This window comes from Pseudoalteromonas sp. CO342X (assembly GCF_004208915.1).
GTDB lineage: Bacteria > Pseudomonadota > Gammaproteobacteria > Enterobacterales > Alteromonadaceae > Pseudoalteromonas > Pseudoalteromonas maricaloris.
Genome location: NZ_SGPH01000013.1, coordinates 93,088 through 110,104, shown reverse-complemented (window position 1 = coordinate 110,104; position 17,017 = coordinate 93,088). Strand labels below are relative to the sequence as shown.

The window sequence follows — 17,017 nt, the reverse complement described above, 5'->3', positions numbered from 1 at the left end:
GCGGCCAATACCGCCTTATAGCTTGTCAATTTCTCTGCTAACCGTAAATTCAGGTGAAGTTACGTAGCGTTCCATATTTTGAATGCGACCATCAAGTCGTGATAATCTGTCTTTTAGGTCATAAAGTGCCTGTCTTGGCGGTTCACCTTTTTGCCACACCTTAAACTTCACTGATACCTTATCTTCATCTTTCGCATCAGGTGAACGATTTGGCATCGTTTCACGCTTATCTAAAATAAACCAGCAAGCCACATACACCACGATAAATAATGGACCACCTGATAATAGCACGGCTGTGATGAATAAAATCCGAACAAGCCATAACTCCATGTTGAAATAATCACTAAGACCTGCGCATACTCCGGCTACCTTGCCGCGACTTGGGTCACGATATAGCTCTCGCTTTAGTCTACTCATAACTTGCGTCTCCATTGTGGTGACTCTTGATCAAGTAAAGCTTCTAACGTTTCAACACGATCTGCCATTTTTTCTGCCTTGCTGGCTAATTCGATAAGCTGACGATGCTCGTGCTCACTTAACCCTTGGCTTACCTGCTTTTTGCTACGGTAGTGTAAAATCAACCAAAGTGGTGCCACGATGACCATAAAAATAATCAACGGAGCCATCAAAACTTCTGCGTCAAACATAATCTTCTCCTGCCTTCAACCTGGCTGTTATTATTGTAGTTGGTTAGCACCTACCCTGACAGTAGGTGCGATTATTTTCACTTTTCAGCCATTTTCTTTTTCAGCTGTTCAAGCTCATCGTCAATCTTTTCATTCTTTTGCAGATCAGCAATCTCATCCGCTAAAGATTTCTTACCTAAATCGTAAGATTCGATTTGTGACTCTAGGCCATCGATTTTGCTCTCATAACGCTCAAAGCGATTTAGTGCATCATCTACTTTACTGCTGTCTAGTGCCTTTTTCACCTCTAAACGAGATTCAGCTGAACGCTGGCGCAGTACAATCGCTTTTTGGCGCGCTTTTGCGTCGGCCAGTTTATCTTGTAATGTACTGACTTCTTGCTGTAGCTTTTCAATGTGCGTGTCTACATGCTCTAGCTCTTTTTCAAGGGCTGCAACATCCTCCGCAGACTTTTGCTTTTCAAGTAAAGCAGCACGTGCTAAATCTTCACGCTCTTTACTTAGTGCAAGCTCTGCTTTGGTTTGCCAATCATCTACCTGTGCTTTTAGCTGATCTAGACGGCGTGTTAACTCCTTTTTCTCAGCAAGTGTTTTTGCTGAGGTCGATCTTACTTCAACTAGTGTATCTTCCATTTCTTGGATAATTAGGCGAACCATTTTTTCTGGATCTTCGGCTTTATCCAAAATAGCATTGATATTAGAATTCACTATGTCTGCAAAACGAGAAAAAATTCCCATAGTGGTTACCTCTTTGGTTAATAGCTAAATTGCTTACTGTCTATGTATCAAATAGCTTGCCAACTTTAACAAAATTAAAAATACAATAAAATCATAAGGTTATTTTATTTTTAAAAAGCCTTTAGTTATCACTTTTTTTAAAATACACTAGTTATTAGTAAAAACCACTAAGAGTTAGGCAATATGAGCCGTTTTCGCCAACAGGATAATTTATTAGGCCAATCTGACAGCTTTTTAGCTGTGCTAGACAAGGTTTCACAGCTCGCTCCTTTAGAAAAGCCCGTGCTTATTATTGGCGAACGTGGCACAGGTAAAGAGTTAATTGCGGCACGCTTGCATTATCTCTCAGAGCGGTGGGATCAGGAATACGTCAAACTTAACTGCGCAGCCCTAAACGAAAACCTCTTAGAGAGTGAGTTATTTGGTCATGAGAGCGGCGCCTTTACTGGTGCAAGCAAGCGCCATGAAGGTCGATTTGAACGCGCTAACAGTGGCACACTGTTTTTGGATGAGTTAGCCAATACTTCTGCAATGGTGCAAGAAAAGCTCTTGCGTGTAATTGAATACGGCGAGTTCGAGCGAGTTGGCGGCAAGCAAACTGTAAAAGTAGATACTCGACTGGTATGCGCTACCAATGAAGATCTTCCCTCTCTTGCCGATGCTGGAGAGTTCAGACACGACTTATTGGACCGCCTCGCATTTGACGTCATCACCTTACCGCCATTAAGAGCGAGAAAAGAAGACATCTTATTATTGGCCGAACATTTTGCGATAAATATGGCTCGGGATTTAGGATGGGAGTTATTTAGCGGCTTTACCCGTAAAGCCATCGAGAAACTGCTTGATTACCCGTGGCCCGGTAATGTACGAGAGCTCAAAAATGTGGTGGAGCGTAGTTTATATCGTCATGGCAATGACCAAATTCCGGTTCATGATATTGTGTTTGACCCCTTTGCTAGCCCATTTAGGCCGAGTCAACGGATCAAAGCGCCAAATGCCCAGCCAACAACTTCAACCACTCATAAAGTTGAGCCTTTGCCTGCAGCGCAACCGAGTAACGAACAACAGGCAGATCCTGCCCTCGAATTCGACTTCCCTTGTGATTTAAAATCGCTTTCCAACGACTATGAAATCACAATGCTGCAAAAAGCGCTTGAATTTAGTCAATTTAATCAAAAGAAAACTGCACAAAACCTTGGTTTGACGTATCATCAACTGAGAGGTTATTTGAAAAAATACAACCTACTGGACCAAAACCAAAAACAAGAGGCATAGTGGTGCGTAAATTGTTTTTTGGTGTGCTGTGTACCGCTTTATTTGGCTGTACAGATCAGGCGCCAAATAAAGTGAATGATAAGTCACAAGGCTTAGTATATTGTGCAGAGGCAAACCCTGTGTCATTTAATCCACAAGTGACCACAACAGGGTCTACGATTGATATTATTGCCAATCAGCTTTATGACACCTTGATCAGTATTGATCCTGAAAGCGGCGAATTCTTACCAGAGTTGGCAACGTCTTGGCAGGTCAGCGAAGACGGTAAATCTTTCACTTTTACCCTGAGGGATGATGTCCAATTTCACGATACCCTCTATTTCACCCCTACAAGAAAAATGAATGCCGATGATGTGGTATTCTCATTTAACCGTTTATTTGATGTTTACAATCCGTACCACTTTGTTGGTGATGCAAATTATCCTTATTTTCAAAGTATTGGACTCGACCAACTGATCCGCCAAGTAAAAAAAGTGGATGAACATACCGTTCGCTTTGATCTGTTCAACGCGGAAAGTAGCTTTTTATCCAATATCGCCACAGACTTCGCTGTCATTCTTTCTAAAGAATATGCCGATAAGCTTATAGAGCTTGAACATAAGCAAGATTTTGATCAAAAGCCCGTCGGCACAGGTCCGTATAAGTACCGTGAATTTTTACGTGATAACCTGATCCGATATTATCGCCATGAGCATTACTGGAAACACCCGGTATACATGGAACAATTGGTCTACGATATCACCACCAATGGCACTAGCCGCATCGCGAAAATGCTAACTAAAGAATGTGATATTACGGCGCATCCCAGTGCTACCCAGCTCACCGTGCTGGAGCAACGAAAAGACATAGAAGTTGAAAAGGCCGCAAATCTGAATATAGGTTACTGGGCATTCAACACCGAAAAGCCACCATTTGATAATCCACTGGTCCGCAAAGCGCTGGCGCACAGCATAGATTTTGAAAAAATCATGCAAGCGGTATTTTACAACAATGGGATTTTAGCCCGCTCGATGCTTCCCCCTTCTTCATGGGCATTTGAAGCACAGCAAAAAATGCCAACATATGACCCTGAAAAAGCCAAAGAGTATTTGAAACAAGCGGGTCTTGAGGGCGGTTTTTCCATGACCTTATGGGCCATGCCGGTGTCGCGAATTTACAATCCTAACGCGCGGAAAATGGCAGAGCTTATTCAACGTGATTTACGTGATATTGGCGTCAATGCCAGAATCGTCGAGTACGAATGGAATACCTTTATTGAACGCGTTGGTCGCCATGAGCATGATAGCGTGTTATTAGGCTGGGCAGCAGATACACCAGATCCAGACAATTTCTTCAGCCCATTATTGAGCTGCACTGCGACATTTAGTGGCAAAAACCCTTCCAACTGGTGTAATCCGGAGTTTGACCTATTGCTCACCCAAGCGTTAGACACCAACGATATGGAAGAAAGAAAATACTATTATCAGCAAGCACAAAAAATGGTCATTGAGCAACTGCCTCTCGTTCCTATTGCTCACGGGCTAAGATTCCAAGCAACTAGCTCTGATATTAAGGGCGTCTCACTACGTCCATTTGGTGGTATTTCGCTCGCTGAGGCAAGGAGAGACTAACATGTTCGCAAAATATGCTTATCGACGACTGAGCTTGCTTTGCTTTATGTTGTTTACCCTAACGATTTTTACTTTCGCCCTCAATTATCTGTTTCCTGGCGAGTTGATCACTAACTTCAGTGGGGAAGTCAACTCAAGTTATGCCCAAACGCAGGCGCTAGTTGAAAAATACCGTATTGAAGAAAATATCTTTGTGCAATATGGCGCGTTTATGGCTCGTATGTTTGAAGGCGACTGGGGTTTATCTTTATCATCGGGCCAGCCCGTGCTTTCTCATGTGAAACATCTATTTCCAGCAACGCTTGAGCTGTGTTTATATGCTTTGACGGTTGCAGTCATTATTGGTGTACCAAGTGGAGTAATAGCCAGCGCTTATCATAAAAAGTGGCCAGATAAGCTCATTAACTCATTAAGCTTGATGGGATTTTCCATTCCAGTTTTTTGGTTAGCCCTGCTGCTCATTATGGCATTTTGTCTGGGTCTAGGGCTTTTTCCCATGTCCGGTAGAATTGGCTTACTTTATGAAATACAGCCCGTTACTCATTTTATTCTGATTGATATTTACCTTGAAGGTTTCCCCTATGGCGGTGCCGCATTTTGGGATGCACTTCATCATTTAGCGCTGCCAACCGTTGTGCTAGCTATGTACCCAACGACAGTTTTGATCCGCTTTACTCGCGACTCTATGCTCGAAGTCCTCGACCAGAACTATATTAAAACAGCTAGAGCAAAAGGCCTTAATCGCAGCCAGCTTATCATTCACCACGCGCTGAGAAATGCGCTGCTACCAGTGATAAAGCAAATTGGTCTCCAATTTAGCACGCTCATCACACTTGCGATGATCACTGAGGTGATATTCTCTTGGCCTGGGATCGGTCGATGGTTAATTGAAAGCATCTATCAACGTGATTTCCCAGCTATTCAAGGGGGACTGCTCGCGGTGTCTTTCTTCGTTATCATTGCCAACATGTTGTCTGATTTTATTCACTCGATACTCGACCCGCTCGCAAGGAATCAGGCTCATGGCAAAGTTTAATCTATTTACCGAAGAGTCTAATCGCTCACCTTTATTTAGATTATGGCGTAAATTCCGCTCAAATCACGTTGCGCTTGTGGGCTTGTGGCTGTTTGTTGCCCTGACGGTATTGGCTTTAACAGCACCGCTGATCGCGCCCTATGGTGTTAACCAGCAGCATGCTGATGCCCTGTTGCTGCCACCTTCTTGGCATGATGATGGCGATGTGCGCTTTATACTCGGTACAGATGATTTAGGGCGAGACATCTTATCGCGCTTAATGAACGGAGCAACCTTCACCTTTGGTTTATCTATCATTGCGGCCTTGGTGACCACGGCACTCGGCGTCGTACTTGGTACGCTTGCTGGCGCCAGTCGAGGCTTAAAATCCAGCTTTCTTAATCACTTATTGGATATTACGCTCGCCATTCCTTCGTTACTGCTGGCCATTATCATCATTGCTATATTAGGGCCAGGTTTGATGAATACGGTGTGGGCGATCATCTTCGCGCTATTGCCACAATACATCCACTCGATTAGAAACTTAGTGGTCACTGAGCTTAGTAAAGACTATATCATTGCCTTTAAGCTTGATGGTGCAACACGCTGGAAACTGCTCGTCCGTGGCATACTGCCTAACATTTACGAGCATATCGTGGTTATATTCACCATGGCGCTGTCGACTGCTATTTTGGATATTGCCGCACTTGGTTTCTTAAAGCTCGGTGCGCAGCCTCCATCTACCGAATGGGGTGCTATCCTCCAAGAAAACTTAAGTTTAATTTATCTCGCGCCTTGGACTGTAGGCCTCCCAGGTGTATTGCTCTTTTTGGCAGTACTGTCTACCAACTTGGTTGGTGATGGACTGCGTGAAGCGCTGAAACAACGTAAGGCAGATTAATGCAATTACTAGACATTAAGAACCTCACCATTGAACTACGTACCGAAGACGGTGTTATTCGCGCGGTTGATAAGGTCAACCTTAGCCTTAAAGAAGGCGAAGTGCATGCACTTGTCGGTGAGTCTGGCTCTGGTAAAAGTCTAATCGCCAAGGCCATTGTGGGGGTGCTCAATCAGCGCTGGACAGTAACCGCAGATCGCATGCACTGGCGTGGTGTTGACCTTATGCGTTTATCTTCAGAAAAGCGCAGAAAGCTCGTCAGCCAAGATATTGCGATGATTTACCAAGAGCCAAGTCGAAGCCTTGACCCAACCGCCACTATTTTCGACCAAGTCGCGGAGTCTATTCCCGATAGCGTCTTAAAAGGTGGCTTTTTTGGTCGTAGAAAAGCACGAAAAGAAAAGGTTCGAGCACTATTGCACAAAGCTGGGATCCGAGACGATAAAAAGATCTGCAGCAGTTACCCACATGAACTTTCTGAGGGGATGTGCCAAAAGATCATGATTGCGATGGCCATCGCCAGAAGCCCTAAATTACTTATTGCCGATGAGCCTACCACCGCACTTGAGAGTACCGCCCGCGCGCAAGTATTTCGATTGCTCAAGGCATTAAACCAGCTTAAGAACATGTCGATATTAATGATTTCGCATGAGCTGGAAGAGATCTCCGACTGGTCTCATGCAATGCATGTGCTCTACTGCGGACAGATGGTTGAAGCAGGCCCTACTCAGGCTATTTTTAAACAGCCATTGCATCCCTACACCCAGGCGCTGGTTAAGAGTTTACCTGACTTTGGTCAAGGACTCGGCCATAAAGAAGCATTTTATGCATTGAAAGGCACTATTCCTCCATTACAGCATTTACCCATAGGATGCCGCTTGGGGCCGAGATGCCCCCAAGCGCAAAAAGAATGTGTCGTCACGCCAAGGCAAAGTCGCTCGCATGGTCATAGTTACGCTTGCCACTTTCCGTTAATTAAGGTGAAGCAAAAATGCAACCCGTCTTAAAAGTACAGTCTTTAAACAAGTCCTATACTTCTCGTCAAGGGCTGTTCAGACGCCGCTCGTTGCAGGTACTCAGAGATGTGTCGTTTGCGCTTGCTCCCGGACAAACCCTCGCAATCATAGGCGAGACTGGCTCTGGTAAAAGTACGCTCGCCAAAGTACTTGCCGGTGCCGACATGGCAGACTCTGGACAAATATTACTAAACGGCCAAATTGTAGAAGACGCTGGTATTCGCAATCATGACTGCCGTACTATTCGCCTTATCTTTCAAGACCCAACTCGCTCGCTCAACCCGGGTCTCACCATTGGGGATATGCTTGATGATTGCCTGCAATACAATACTGAACTCACCGAAGAACAGCGTTATAAGAAAATTCGCATCACACTCAGCCGAGTCGGGCTACTTGGCGAACACATAGACTATTATCCTCATATGTTTAGTGGCGGACAATTACAGCGGGTTGCCTTAGCGAGAGCCCTTATTTTAGACCCTAAAGTGCTGGTACTAGATGAAGCGCTGTCATCATTAGACCCGTCCGTACGTGCACAAACCGTAAATCTGCTGCTAGAGCTACAAGCAGCAACGGGACTTGCGTATGTGCTTATCACACATCATTTGAGTTTGGTTCGCCATATGAGTGATGAAATTTTGGTATTAAATCGCGGCAAAGTTGTCGAATATGGCGAAACGGAGTGTGTGTTCAATACGCCAAAATCTAAAACCATGCAGAAGCTGCTGTCAGCTTAATTTCGCGAGGGAATGAGAAATGGATTTTAGTGCCCATCTGTTATTTTTCTTCTCACTTGTTGGAGTATTTAACGGCTTTATTCTCAGCGCCCTACTGCTAGTAAAATTTCAGGACGCAAAGGCACTGCGCTGGGTGTCGGTGCTCCTCATTTTACTTTGTATTCGAATTGGTAAATCAGTCCTTTTTTACTTTAACCCAGAGCTGGATAAAACGATCCTGCAAATAGGTTTGAGTGCCTACTTTTTGCTTGGCCCCTGCCTGCTTAATTTTGTACTTGCAAGCTACAGTAAAACCAAAAATCGTTATCTAACAATACACTTTTTGGCATTAAGCGGTTTTATTATTGGATTTGGTATATTTATGCCCTATCAGCTTCACCCTGAAATTTGGCAAACGTGGGGTTACAAAGGCACATCCTATTTTTGGCTAGGTTATTTACTGATAAGTTCTTATACTTTTTATCGTCTAGCTACGGCCAAAAGCGCCAATAACAACGCCGAGTTTCATCTATCTATGGTTGTTATCTGCGGTTGCTGGCTCATTTGGGCCGCGTATTTCTTTTCGTCATTCACTTCTTACATCACAGGAGCACTCACCTTCAGCTTTGTGCTCTATTTAAGTATCCTTTTCGCACCCAAATTACTACGAAAACCATCTGCTAATGAAAAGAAATATGCCAATACGCACATAAGCGACGAGGAGTACAATCAGCTCATAGCCAAACTGGAGTCGCTAATGTCAGAAAGTAAGCTATTTACTGAGCCGGATTTAACGCTACCCCGATTAGCCAAACGATTAGGCACGAGCCACAACAAATTATCGCAAATAGTAAATCGCCATTATCATTGTAACTTTAAACAATATCTCAATGGCTTGAGAGTTGAATATGCGAAACACTTGCTTTCGAGCACCAACATGCCGCTGGAACACCTTGCACTGGAGTGTGGTTTTAATTCTGCATCCACATTTTTTGCCGCATTTAAGAAGCTCACAGGGTACTCTCCAAATAACTTTAAGCACTTCGAAAACATACTCTCAGACTCCTAAAATATACTCTAGGTGACTGCTTTAATTAAATAAGTTTATATTTCTTCTGAATCAGAACAGGAGAAACTTATGACCCTATCAAAACTAGTACCATTGTTATTTTTACTACTTATCCAAACCAGCATCGCCATCGCTTTTGAGGATGAGACCGCTAAAATTACCGCTACATTAAACCACTACATCAGTGGCACCGCGAATAACCAGCCTGAAATGATAAGAAAAGCGTTTCATCCCGATGCGATACTTATTTTAGAAAAGTCAGACCAAGCGATGTGGCAAGTCCCGCTGAAAGAGTATTTGAGTTGGTATAAAGGCTCGAAAAAAGACACTGGCAGACGCACCAAAATTCTAAATATCAGCGTGAATGACCACCTTGCACAGGCCAAAATCCGTATTGATATATTGAAGTCAAACGTGCAGTACATCGATCACCTACTCCTAAAGAAAATAGCTGGCACATGGAAAATCATCAGTAAATCGGCGCAGCAAACCACGCTAACTTCCGAGCAAGTAACGAACTTAGGTCGCCGGGTGCTCATTGTCGCATCAAGCAAGGCCTTTCATGGCGATAGTCAGCTGCCAGCTGGTACGAGCTTCGAAGAGCTACTCAGTGCCTATGACGTATTTACTCAAGCAGGACTAATTGTTGATTTCGTCAGCACACAAGGTGGCGCGCTAAACCTGAGCTATATAAATACTTCAAACGGCGAACATAAAAAGTACCTTTACCAACCTGACTATATGTATGCGCTCAGCAACACAATGCGCCCAGCTGAAGTCGACCCTAGCCAATATGCGGCAATCTATTATGTTGGCGGCAGCAATGCCATGTACGAAGTAGCGGAAAACCCTACTCTACAACATATAGCTATGCATATATATGAACAAAACCAAGGTGTTGTTGCCGCCGTATGCCACGGCACAGCAGGTATCGTTAATTTGCGCTTAAAAAATGGCGAGTATCTCATCAAAGGAAAGCAAATCACCGGTTACCCTACCGCATTTGAAAATCCAGATAGAGCCTATTTCAAGCATTTTCCTTTTCAAATTCAGCCTAAAGTGGAAGAGCTTGGAGGGAGTTTTGTGTATGGAGAGCGGGATGCGTCTTTTATCAAAGTAGATAGCCGCATAGTGACGGGGCAGAATTATCAGTCTTCGCAGGCCGTAGCAAGGGCCGTATTAACTCTATTTTGAATATCAGGGCGGCTATAATATTGACCGCCCTATTCAATCACCGTTTTAGTTAACCTTAGGTTTGGATAAGGAATGAACTAACTTATTGTTTTTAAAGTTCAGATTAATTAGTCGTGTTACCCTTAAAATTCATACACTCACTGGTATGACAAAACTTTAAACCTTTCTCACTTGCATAAGCCAATACCTTTTCAAGATTCTCGGGAGTGATATACCACTCATTCCCAGTTTTGCCAATGACATGCGTTGCTAAGTATAGCGTCTCACCACCTTTTAAGGTATCAATCGCATTCTGGATTTTGTCCAAATCAAAGCGGTGTGAGTCCATAGATAATCCTGTTGTGATTGGTCTATCACTGCGTTCACCTCTATAAATAACAGAAGACCAAGAAGCAAACTTACGTACATGAGTAAAATATTTCTTGATTTCACGATCAGTTTCTTTCGTATAAGCTCCGAATGGGTACGCATAAGACGTTACCGTCAAGCCATCTCTTCTCATCGCGTCAAGTTGTGGTGTGATATCGTCTGCTATCCACTTCTGAACACCATTTTCTTCGGAGTAAATCTTCGCATGACGATGAATTACTCCATGATGACCGATTTCGTGACCTCGGTTTTCTATATCAGCCACTTTTGAATGATCAATAGTGGAGTAATGGCTAACATAATAGGTAAATGTTGCGTTATATTTATCAAATAGATCAAGGTGGTCATGGATAGAGTTTAATGCGCCACCATCGTCAAAAGAAATATTAATCTGTTTAGGCCAAACAGAGCTTTGATTATGATGGAAGTCCTCAACTGCCCCCTGAAGCGCAGCATACTCAAAGTGGCTCTCTGGTATCGCTAAAATCAGCTCGTCATATGCCCACTGATCCAGTTTACCATCTTCAAAAAATAAGCCCCGAAGCCCAACTTCCTTCAGTCTGTTCGGTGTGAGTAAAGATTTACTATCTAATTCAAAAAGCTCAACAACTTTGCATAATCGATGTTTGAGAGCCGTCAGCTGTAATTCATCTTGTGTCGTATTAAAATATCCCTGAATTACAGATAGATTTGCCGCAGTTACACATCCAAATTCAGCAATTTCAAAGTCTTTTAAAGCAAGAGAGGTAGCATTTTCTGCACCTTGTGCGCTCAGAATACGCTTAATTACCTCTTCTTTTGTTTCTTTTGTGGGATTATTTGAATTAGCATTATCTGAATTTGAATCGTCGGTATTGGAATTGTCTTTATCTGAGTTATCGGTATCCGAGGAGTTATCAGTATTAGTTCCATTATTGTCAGTTGAAGTGTTATCTCCTTGACCTCCCTCTACAGGTAACTCTATAACAGTCTTACTGTCACTGTTACAACCCGATACTGATAGCAATAAGGCTACAATCCATGCACTATATCTATATTTCATAAAGTTCCTATTTTATACACATCGTTCCCAAAATCGAACATACTAAATAGGGGAACAATATTTGTCAATAAAGGAACAATAAAGAATTTATTATTTGAAATTAACCAGCCAGAAATTAATAAATTAAAAACCTTTAAATAAACAAAACTTAACAAAAAAGCACCATAATAAGAGGCCAAAAACACAAAAAAGGCGCCGTGTTGGCGCCTTTCTTCTATCTAAAAACGATTATTGCTGCTCTGTGACCTGAAGTTGTGGTCTTTTTACTTCAGACTTAGCTTCAAGCGCTGCTAGTAGCTCAAGATAGTTTTTGTTTGCGTAAGAAGCGGTGATTGACTGCTTCTGCTGCGCATCAACCTTGCCATCAACTTCAGGCGTGGTAACTGACTTCAGTACCACAAATGCCGAGTCGCCGTTACCAAGCTCTACAAGTGCAGATTCTGTCTCTGCCACACCCGGCTGAGGCAATTTAAATGCTTCAGCTGCAATAGCTGGTGGTACGTCGTAGCTACGACGCTTAAGCTCAGACACGCTCTTCACTTCGATACTTTGTGCTTTGGCAATCTCAGCTAAAGTAGAACCACCTTGTAGTTGCTCAAATAGTGACTGTGCTTTCTCTGCAATTAATGTCGACGCTTTTTCATTGCTCAACTGCGTTTTGATCTGCGCGCTGACTTCCTCAAGTGGCTTAGTCGCTGCCGCTTTATGCTCAGCAACACGAACCACCACGATATGCTCTGGTGCAACTTCCAACACTTCTGAGTTTACGCGGTCTTCTAGCAGCTCTGGCGTGAAGATAGTATTGCTTATCGCTGGTGAATTCAGTGGCTCAGGAAGCGCGTTACGACTTACCAGTTCAGTTGATTTGATCTCAACACCAGCGGCTTCAGCAGCGTCTTGTAGCGAGTCAGCCATTTCAAAAGCAAGTTCAGCTACACGAGTTTGCTTTTGATAGAACGCATCAATCTTAGCTGCTTTTTCAAGCTCTGCACGAAGGTCGTCTTTTACGTCATCAAAAGATTGCGCCTGTTGGCGCTGAATGTCTGTTAGCTTGATAATGTGAAAACCAAACTCAGATTCAACTACTTCAGATACATCACCTACCGCGGCAAGCGCAAATGCTGCATCTTCAAACGCCGGATCCATCATGTCTCTTTCAATCCAATCTAGATCACCGCCAAGCTCAGCGCTCACCACGTCGTCAGATTTTTCTTCTGCAACAACGGCAAAATCAGCGCCGTTATTCAATTCAGTCAGAATTTCATCTGCTTTTTGTTTAGCGGCTTCAGCATCTTCGCTTGCATCAACAAGAATGTGTGACACGCGGCGTCTTTCAGGTTCAAGATATTGGTTTTTTTGCTCTTCGTAATACGTTTTTAACGCTTCTTCAGTCACTGGTTCTGCAGGCGCTAAATCTTCAGCTTTTAGCTCGATATAGTTAACCGCCACCAATTCTGGAGCTTGGAACTGAGTTTGATTCAAATCGTAATAGTTTTGAACTTCTTCATCTGACACTGATACTTCATCTTTCACCAACTCTTTGCTTAATACCGCATAGTCGATAGCACGAGTTTGTTGCTGTAGCGCAATAGATTGCTGCAGTTCGTTTTTCAGTACAAAATCAGTGCCAGCAACCGCTGAGATTAACTGCGCACGAGTCATCTCGTCACGAAGATATTCACGGAAGCTATCTGGCTGGAAGTTCATTTGACGGATAACTTGTAAGTAACGGTCGTTACTGAATTCTCCACCAATTTGAAAATATGGCATTTCAACAATCGCTTTTTTAACCTGCTCATCGCTCACACGAAGACCAAGCTCTTTAGCTAGTTGGGTTTGTAATTCTTGTTGTACTAATTGATCAACAACACCTTGGCGAATTTGCGCCATATAATTAGGATCGGCTGCAATCTGTGCAAAGTATTCGCCAAACTGTTGCTCTAGTCGTGCACGTTCATTTGAGTAAGCACGAGAAAACTTAGTTTGTGAAATCTTTACTCCGTTCACTTCTGCGACAGGCTGCTCTGTGGTTTGACCTAGGTAACCACCGATCCCTGCTAACGCAAAAGATAAGATGACTAAACCTAATACGATTTTAGCCGCCGGGCCTTGCGAGCCTTCTCTGATCTTTTCAAGCATTTATTGTTTCTCTTATCTAAGTCAAAGCACCTAAGCACTTTGTGTTTGCTAGATTTGGGTTAAGCATTACACCAATCAGATTAGTGATGGTATAAAAAAAGCGTATCTTAGCAGATACGCCTTTTATCTTGAAGCAGTTCGCGATGACTCTGCACCGCCTAATTCAAATTGAATTAGTTTACTGCGTCTTTAAGCGCTTTACCCGCTTTGAAAGATGGGATGTTAGCTGCTGCGATTTGAATAGTCTCACCAGTTTGTGGGTTACGACCAGAACGTGCAGCACGCTCGCGCACTGAGAAAGTACCAAAACCTACAAGTGCAACAGAGTCACCGTCTTTTAGTGCACCCGTTACAGACTCAATGAATGAATCTAGCGCACGACCAGCAGCCGCTTTAGAAATGTCAGCATCAGCTGCGATTTGATCGATTAATTGAGATTTATTCACAATATCATCCTCTTCCATAGTTATTGTCAAAAGTTACTTCTTACTGGTAACTTTTGCTATTCATTTAGAGACATCACAGCGACTCTCTAATTCTCGAAATCTTTCTCAAGCCTAGTGATTACGGGGCTTCCGAACCAGTAGGCTTGAATACAGTGCCTAACTTAACACACCTTTTGGATTTGAAAAGCCTTTTCACTCAATTTTTTGGCTTTTTTCTTAGTTTTTTTGCGATTCCACGCTAAAACTGTCTATTGGGTGCGCTAACGCCAGTGATAATACCTCATCAATCCATGACACCGCATGAATATCAAGCCCTTCAAGAACATTCTCAGGAATTTCTTTTAAGTCACGCTCGTTCTTTTTCGGTATTAAAACTCGTTTAATTCCACCACGGTGCGCTGCCAATAATTTCTCTTTCAGACCACCGATAGGCAGAACTTCACCACGCAAGGTAATTTCACCTGTCATCGCAACATCTGCACGTACTGGATTGCCAGTAAGGCTTGATACTAAGCCTGTTACCATCGCAATACCGGCACTCGGACCGTCTTTCGGTGTTGCACCTTCAGGAACGTGAACATGAATATCACGTTTCTCGTAAAAATCGTCATTTATGCGTAGTTTGTCAGCACGGTTGCGCACAACCGTCATTGCCGCCTGAATTGACTCTTGCATCACATCGCCCAGCGACCCGGTGTAAGCAAGTTTGCCTTTACCTGGTACTGCCGCACATTCGATAGTGAGTAAGTCACCCCCGACTTCTGTCCATGCAAGACCGGTAACTTGACCAACTCTATCGCCGTCTTCCGCCTTGCCGTAGTCGTGACGTTGTACACCTAAGAAGTCTTCAAGGTTTTCTTGGTTAATCACAACTTGCTTAACATTTTTATCTAGCAAGATGTTCTTAACTGCTTTTCTGCACAACTTAGATACTTCGCGCTCTAGATTACGGACACCCGCTTCACGCGTGTAGTAGCGGATAATACCAATGATCGCGCTGTCTTCTATATTGATTTCAGACTCTTTTAATCCATTGCGTTTCACTTGCTTTGGAATTAAGTGCTGCTTGGCAATATTTAGCTTTTCGTCCTCGGTGTAACCAGCAAGACGAATGACTTCCATACGGTCTAATAATGGACCTGGAATGTTAAAGCTATTAGAAGTCGCAACAAACATAACATCAGACAGATCGTAGTCCACTTCTAAATAGTGGTCTGCAAAGTTGCTATTTTGCTCTGGATCTAACACTTCTAGTAGAGCCGATGCAGGGTCGCCGCGCATATCCGATGACATCTTATCGATTTCATCCAACAAGAAAAGCGGGTTCTTTACGCCAACTTTCGACATGCTTTGGATCAATTTTCCCGGCATTGAGCCAATATAAGTTCTTCTGTGACCACGAATTTCAGCTTCGTCGCGCACGCCACCGAGCGCCATACGTACGTACTTACGGCCAGTCGAACGCGCGATAGATTGACCTAAACTGGTTTTACCAACGCCTGGAGGGCCGACTAAGCATAAGATAGGGCCTTTAAGCTTATTGGTGCGCTGCTGTACCGCTAGATATTCGATAATGCGGTCTTTCACTTTCTCAAGACCATAATGATCGGCATCGAGTATCTTTTGTGCACCAGCTAGGTCTTTTTTCACCTTTGAGCGCTTTTTCCAAGGTACATTGATCATCGTCTCAATGTACGAGCGTACAACCGTCGCTTCCGCAGACATAGGTGACATCATTTTAAGTTTATTAAGCTCTGAAAGCGCTTTTTCTTCCGCTTCTTGCGGCATATTCGCTTCGCTAATACGCTTTTTCAGGGCTTCAAATTCGTCAGGTACATCATCCAGCTCACCAAGCTCTTTCTGAATAGCTTTCATTTGCTCATTCAGATAGTACTCTCGTTGGGATTTCTCCATTTGCTTTTTAACGCGTGAGCGGATCTTTTTCTCTACTTGAAGTAGGTCAATCTCGCCTTCCATCAACGCCATCAAATACTCGAGGCGCTCGGTCACATCGTTAATTTCTAGCACCTTTTGTTTTTCAGGTACTTTAATTGGCATATGAGCAGCCATCGTATCCGCTAAGCGTGCAGCTTCATCGATACCCGATACTGAAGTTAGTACTTCTGGTGGGATCTTTTTATTTAGCTTCACATAGCCTTCGAACTGACTAATTGCGCTGCGAACTAATATGTCTTGCTCTTGCTCATCCACATCCTGAGATGGAATGTACTGAGCTTGCGCCAAGAAATATTCGTCTGTAATTAGAAACTCATCTATTTTTGCGCGTTGAGTACCTTCAACCAGCACTTTCACTGTGCCATCAGGTAGTTTGAGTAACTGTAGTACCGTTGCAATGGTACCAGTCTGATAGACATCATCAGTGCTTGGGTCATCAACTGAGGCGTCTTTTTGCGCAACTAAAAAGATTTGCTTGTCATTGTCCATCGCAGCTTCTAGGCATTTTATTGATTTTTCTCGACCTACAAACAGCGGGATCACCATATGCGGATACACCACTACATCGCGTAGCGCTAGCACAGGAATTTCTACTCGATCCGTTCTTTCAAGCGTCATTATGTTCTCTTCGCACTTCAATTAATTTTGGGAATACTGAGCTATATGGGGATAACGCAGATAAAGTTCAATAGTTTATAGTAATCCGCATCAAGTAGAGATCAATTTAACGGATAAAAAGCTTAGTTTTGACACTCAATTTACCGTGGTGGAATGTATAAAAAATTCCCCTAAAAACTTGTCTCACTATTGCCCTTTATTGTTATAGCAATCTGACTATATTGGTTTCTATCTGATGTGGACTAAGAAATAAAAAGGAGCGCTAGG

General features: G+C 43.3%; 15 protein-coding genes. 8 read left to right on the top strand and 7 right to left on the bottom strand.

The features are described 5' to 3' along the window. Positions 1 to 15: 15 nt before the first annotated feature. The 3 genes from pspC to pspA all read right to left on the bottom strand — a co-directional run bounded on the left by pspC (position 16) and on the right by pspA (position 1,384). Positions 16 to 417, bottom strand: a complete 402-nt coding sequence (gene pspC, locus EXT47_RS05140) for an envelope stress response membrane protein PspC (protein ID WP_128726423.1) — start codon at positions 415 to 417, stop codon at positions 16 to 18. Beyond that, a complete protein-coding gene (gene pspB, locus EXT47_RS05135) occupies positions 414 to 647 on the bottom strand; it encodes an envelope stress response membrane protein PspB (protein WP_010371190.1) in 234 nt (77 codons plus the stop codon). The genes pspC and pspB overlap by 4 nt, the downstream gene beginning before the upstream one ends. A gap of 77 nt (positions 648 to 724) precedes the next feature. Next, entirely contained in the window at positions 725 to 1,384 is a 660-nt protein-coding gene (gene pspA / locus EXT47_RS05130) for a phage shock protein PspA (RefSeq protein WP_010371188.1), read from the bottom strand. Positions 1,385 to 1,567: 183 nt separating this feature from the next. On the opposite strand from pspA, the gene pspF reads away from it, so the two are divergent. The 8 genes from pspF (at position 1,568) to EXT47_RS05090 (ending at position 10,180) form a co-directional block, all read left to right on the top strand. Beyond that, positions 1,568 to 2,659 (top strand): phage shock protein operon transcriptional activator, encoded by a 1,092-nt coding sequence (gene pspF, locus EXT47_RS05125; protein ID WP_130126019.1) that lies wholly within the window; start codon positions 1,568 to 1,570, stop codon positions 2,657 to 2,659. A gap of 26 nt (positions 2,660 to 2,685) precedes the next feature. Next, on the top strand, positions 2,686 to 4,269 hold the full coding sequence (locus tag EXT47_RS05120; protein WP_240701595.1) for an ABC transporter substrate-binding protein: 1,584 nt from the start codon (positions 2,686 to 2,688) through the stop codon (positions 4,267 to 4,269). Between the two features lies 1 nt (position 4,270). Continuing rightward, the gene (locus tag EXT47_RS05115) at positions 4,271 to 5,305 is read left to right on the top strand and encodes an ABC transporter permease subunit (protein ID WP_010371177.1); all 1,035 of its coding nucleotides are present in this window, start codon (positions 4,271 to 4,273) and stop codon (positions 5,303 to 5,305) included. Continuing rightward, the gene (locus EXT47_RS05110) at positions 5,292 to 6,185 is read left to right on the top strand and encodes an ABC transporter permease subunit (protein ID WP_039497078.1); all 894 of its coding nucleotides are present in this window, start codon (positions 5,292 to 5,294) and stop codon (positions 6,183 to 6,185) included. Before EXT47_RS05115 ends, EXT47_RS05110 begins: the two co-directional genes overlap by 14 nt. Next, the gene (locus tag EXT47_RS05105; protein ID WP_010606731.1) at positions 6,185 to 7,192 is read left to right on the top strand and encodes an oligopeptide/dipeptide ABC transporter ATP-binding protein; all 1,008 of its coding nucleotides are present in this window, start codon (positions 6,185 to 6,187) and stop codon (positions 7,190 to 7,192) included. Before EXT47_RS05110 ends, EXT47_RS05105 begins: the two co-directional genes overlap by 1 nt. After that, complete coding sequence (locus tag EXT47_RS05100; protein WP_039497076.1) at positions 7,177 to 7,938, top strand: ABC transporter ATP-binding protein; 762 nt, start codon at positions 7,177 to 7,179, stop codon at positions 7,936 to 7,938. Before EXT47_RS05105 ends, EXT47_RS05100 begins: the two co-directional genes overlap by 16 nt. A gap of 19 nt (positions 7,939 to 7,957) precedes the next feature. Then, positions 7,958 to 8,986: an AraC family transcriptional regulator gene (locus tag EXT47_RS05095; RefSeq protein ID WP_130126017.1), complete on the top strand. Its 1,029-nt coding sequence runs from the start codon at positions 7,958 to 7,960 to the stop codon at positions 8,984 to 8,986. A 69-nt stretch (positions 8,987 to 9,055) separates the two neighbouring features. Continuing rightward, the gene (locus EXT47_RS05090) at positions 9,056 to 10,180 is read left to right on the top strand and encodes a nuclear transport factor 2 family protein (protein ID WP_130126016.1); all 1,125 of its coding nucleotides are present in this window, start codon (positions 9,056 to 9,058) and stop codon (positions 10,178 to 10,180) included. A 103-nt stretch (positions 10,181 to 10,283) separates the two neighbouring features. On the opposite strand, the gene EXT47_RS05085 is transcribed toward EXT47_RS05090, so the two are convergent. The 4 genes from EXT47_RS05085 to lon form a co-directional block, all read right to left on the bottom strand. Further along, positions 10,284 to 11,591, bottom strand: coding sequence for a polysaccharide deacetylase family protein (locus EXT47_RS05085; protein WP_039497070.1), 1,308 nt, complete (start codon positions 11,589 to 11,591; stop codon positions 10,284 to 10,286). Positions 11,592 to 11,819: 228 nt separating this feature from the next. Then, positions 11,820 to 13,730, bottom strand: a complete 1,911-nt coding sequence (locus tag EXT47_RS05080) for a SurA N-terminal domain-containing protein (RefSeq protein ID WP_039497066.1) — start codon at positions 13,728 to 13,730, stop codon at positions 11,820 to 11,822. Between the two features lie 173 nt (positions 13,731 to 13,903). Beyond that, positions 13,904 to 14,176: a nucleoid-associated protein HU-beta gene (hupB, locus tag EXT47_RS05075; RefSeq protein ID WP_010371157.1), complete on the bottom strand. Its 273-nt coding sequence runs from the start codon at positions 14,174 to 14,176 to the stop codon at positions 13,904 to 13,906. A gap of 216 nt (positions 14,177 to 14,392) precedes the next feature. After that, positions 14,393 to 16,750, bottom strand: coding sequence for an endopeptidase La (lon, locus tag EXT47_RS05070; RefSeq protein WP_039497064.1), 2,358 nt, complete (start codon positions 16,748 to 16,750; stop codon positions 14,393 to 14,395). Positions 16,751 to 17,017: the final 267 nt, after the last annotated feature.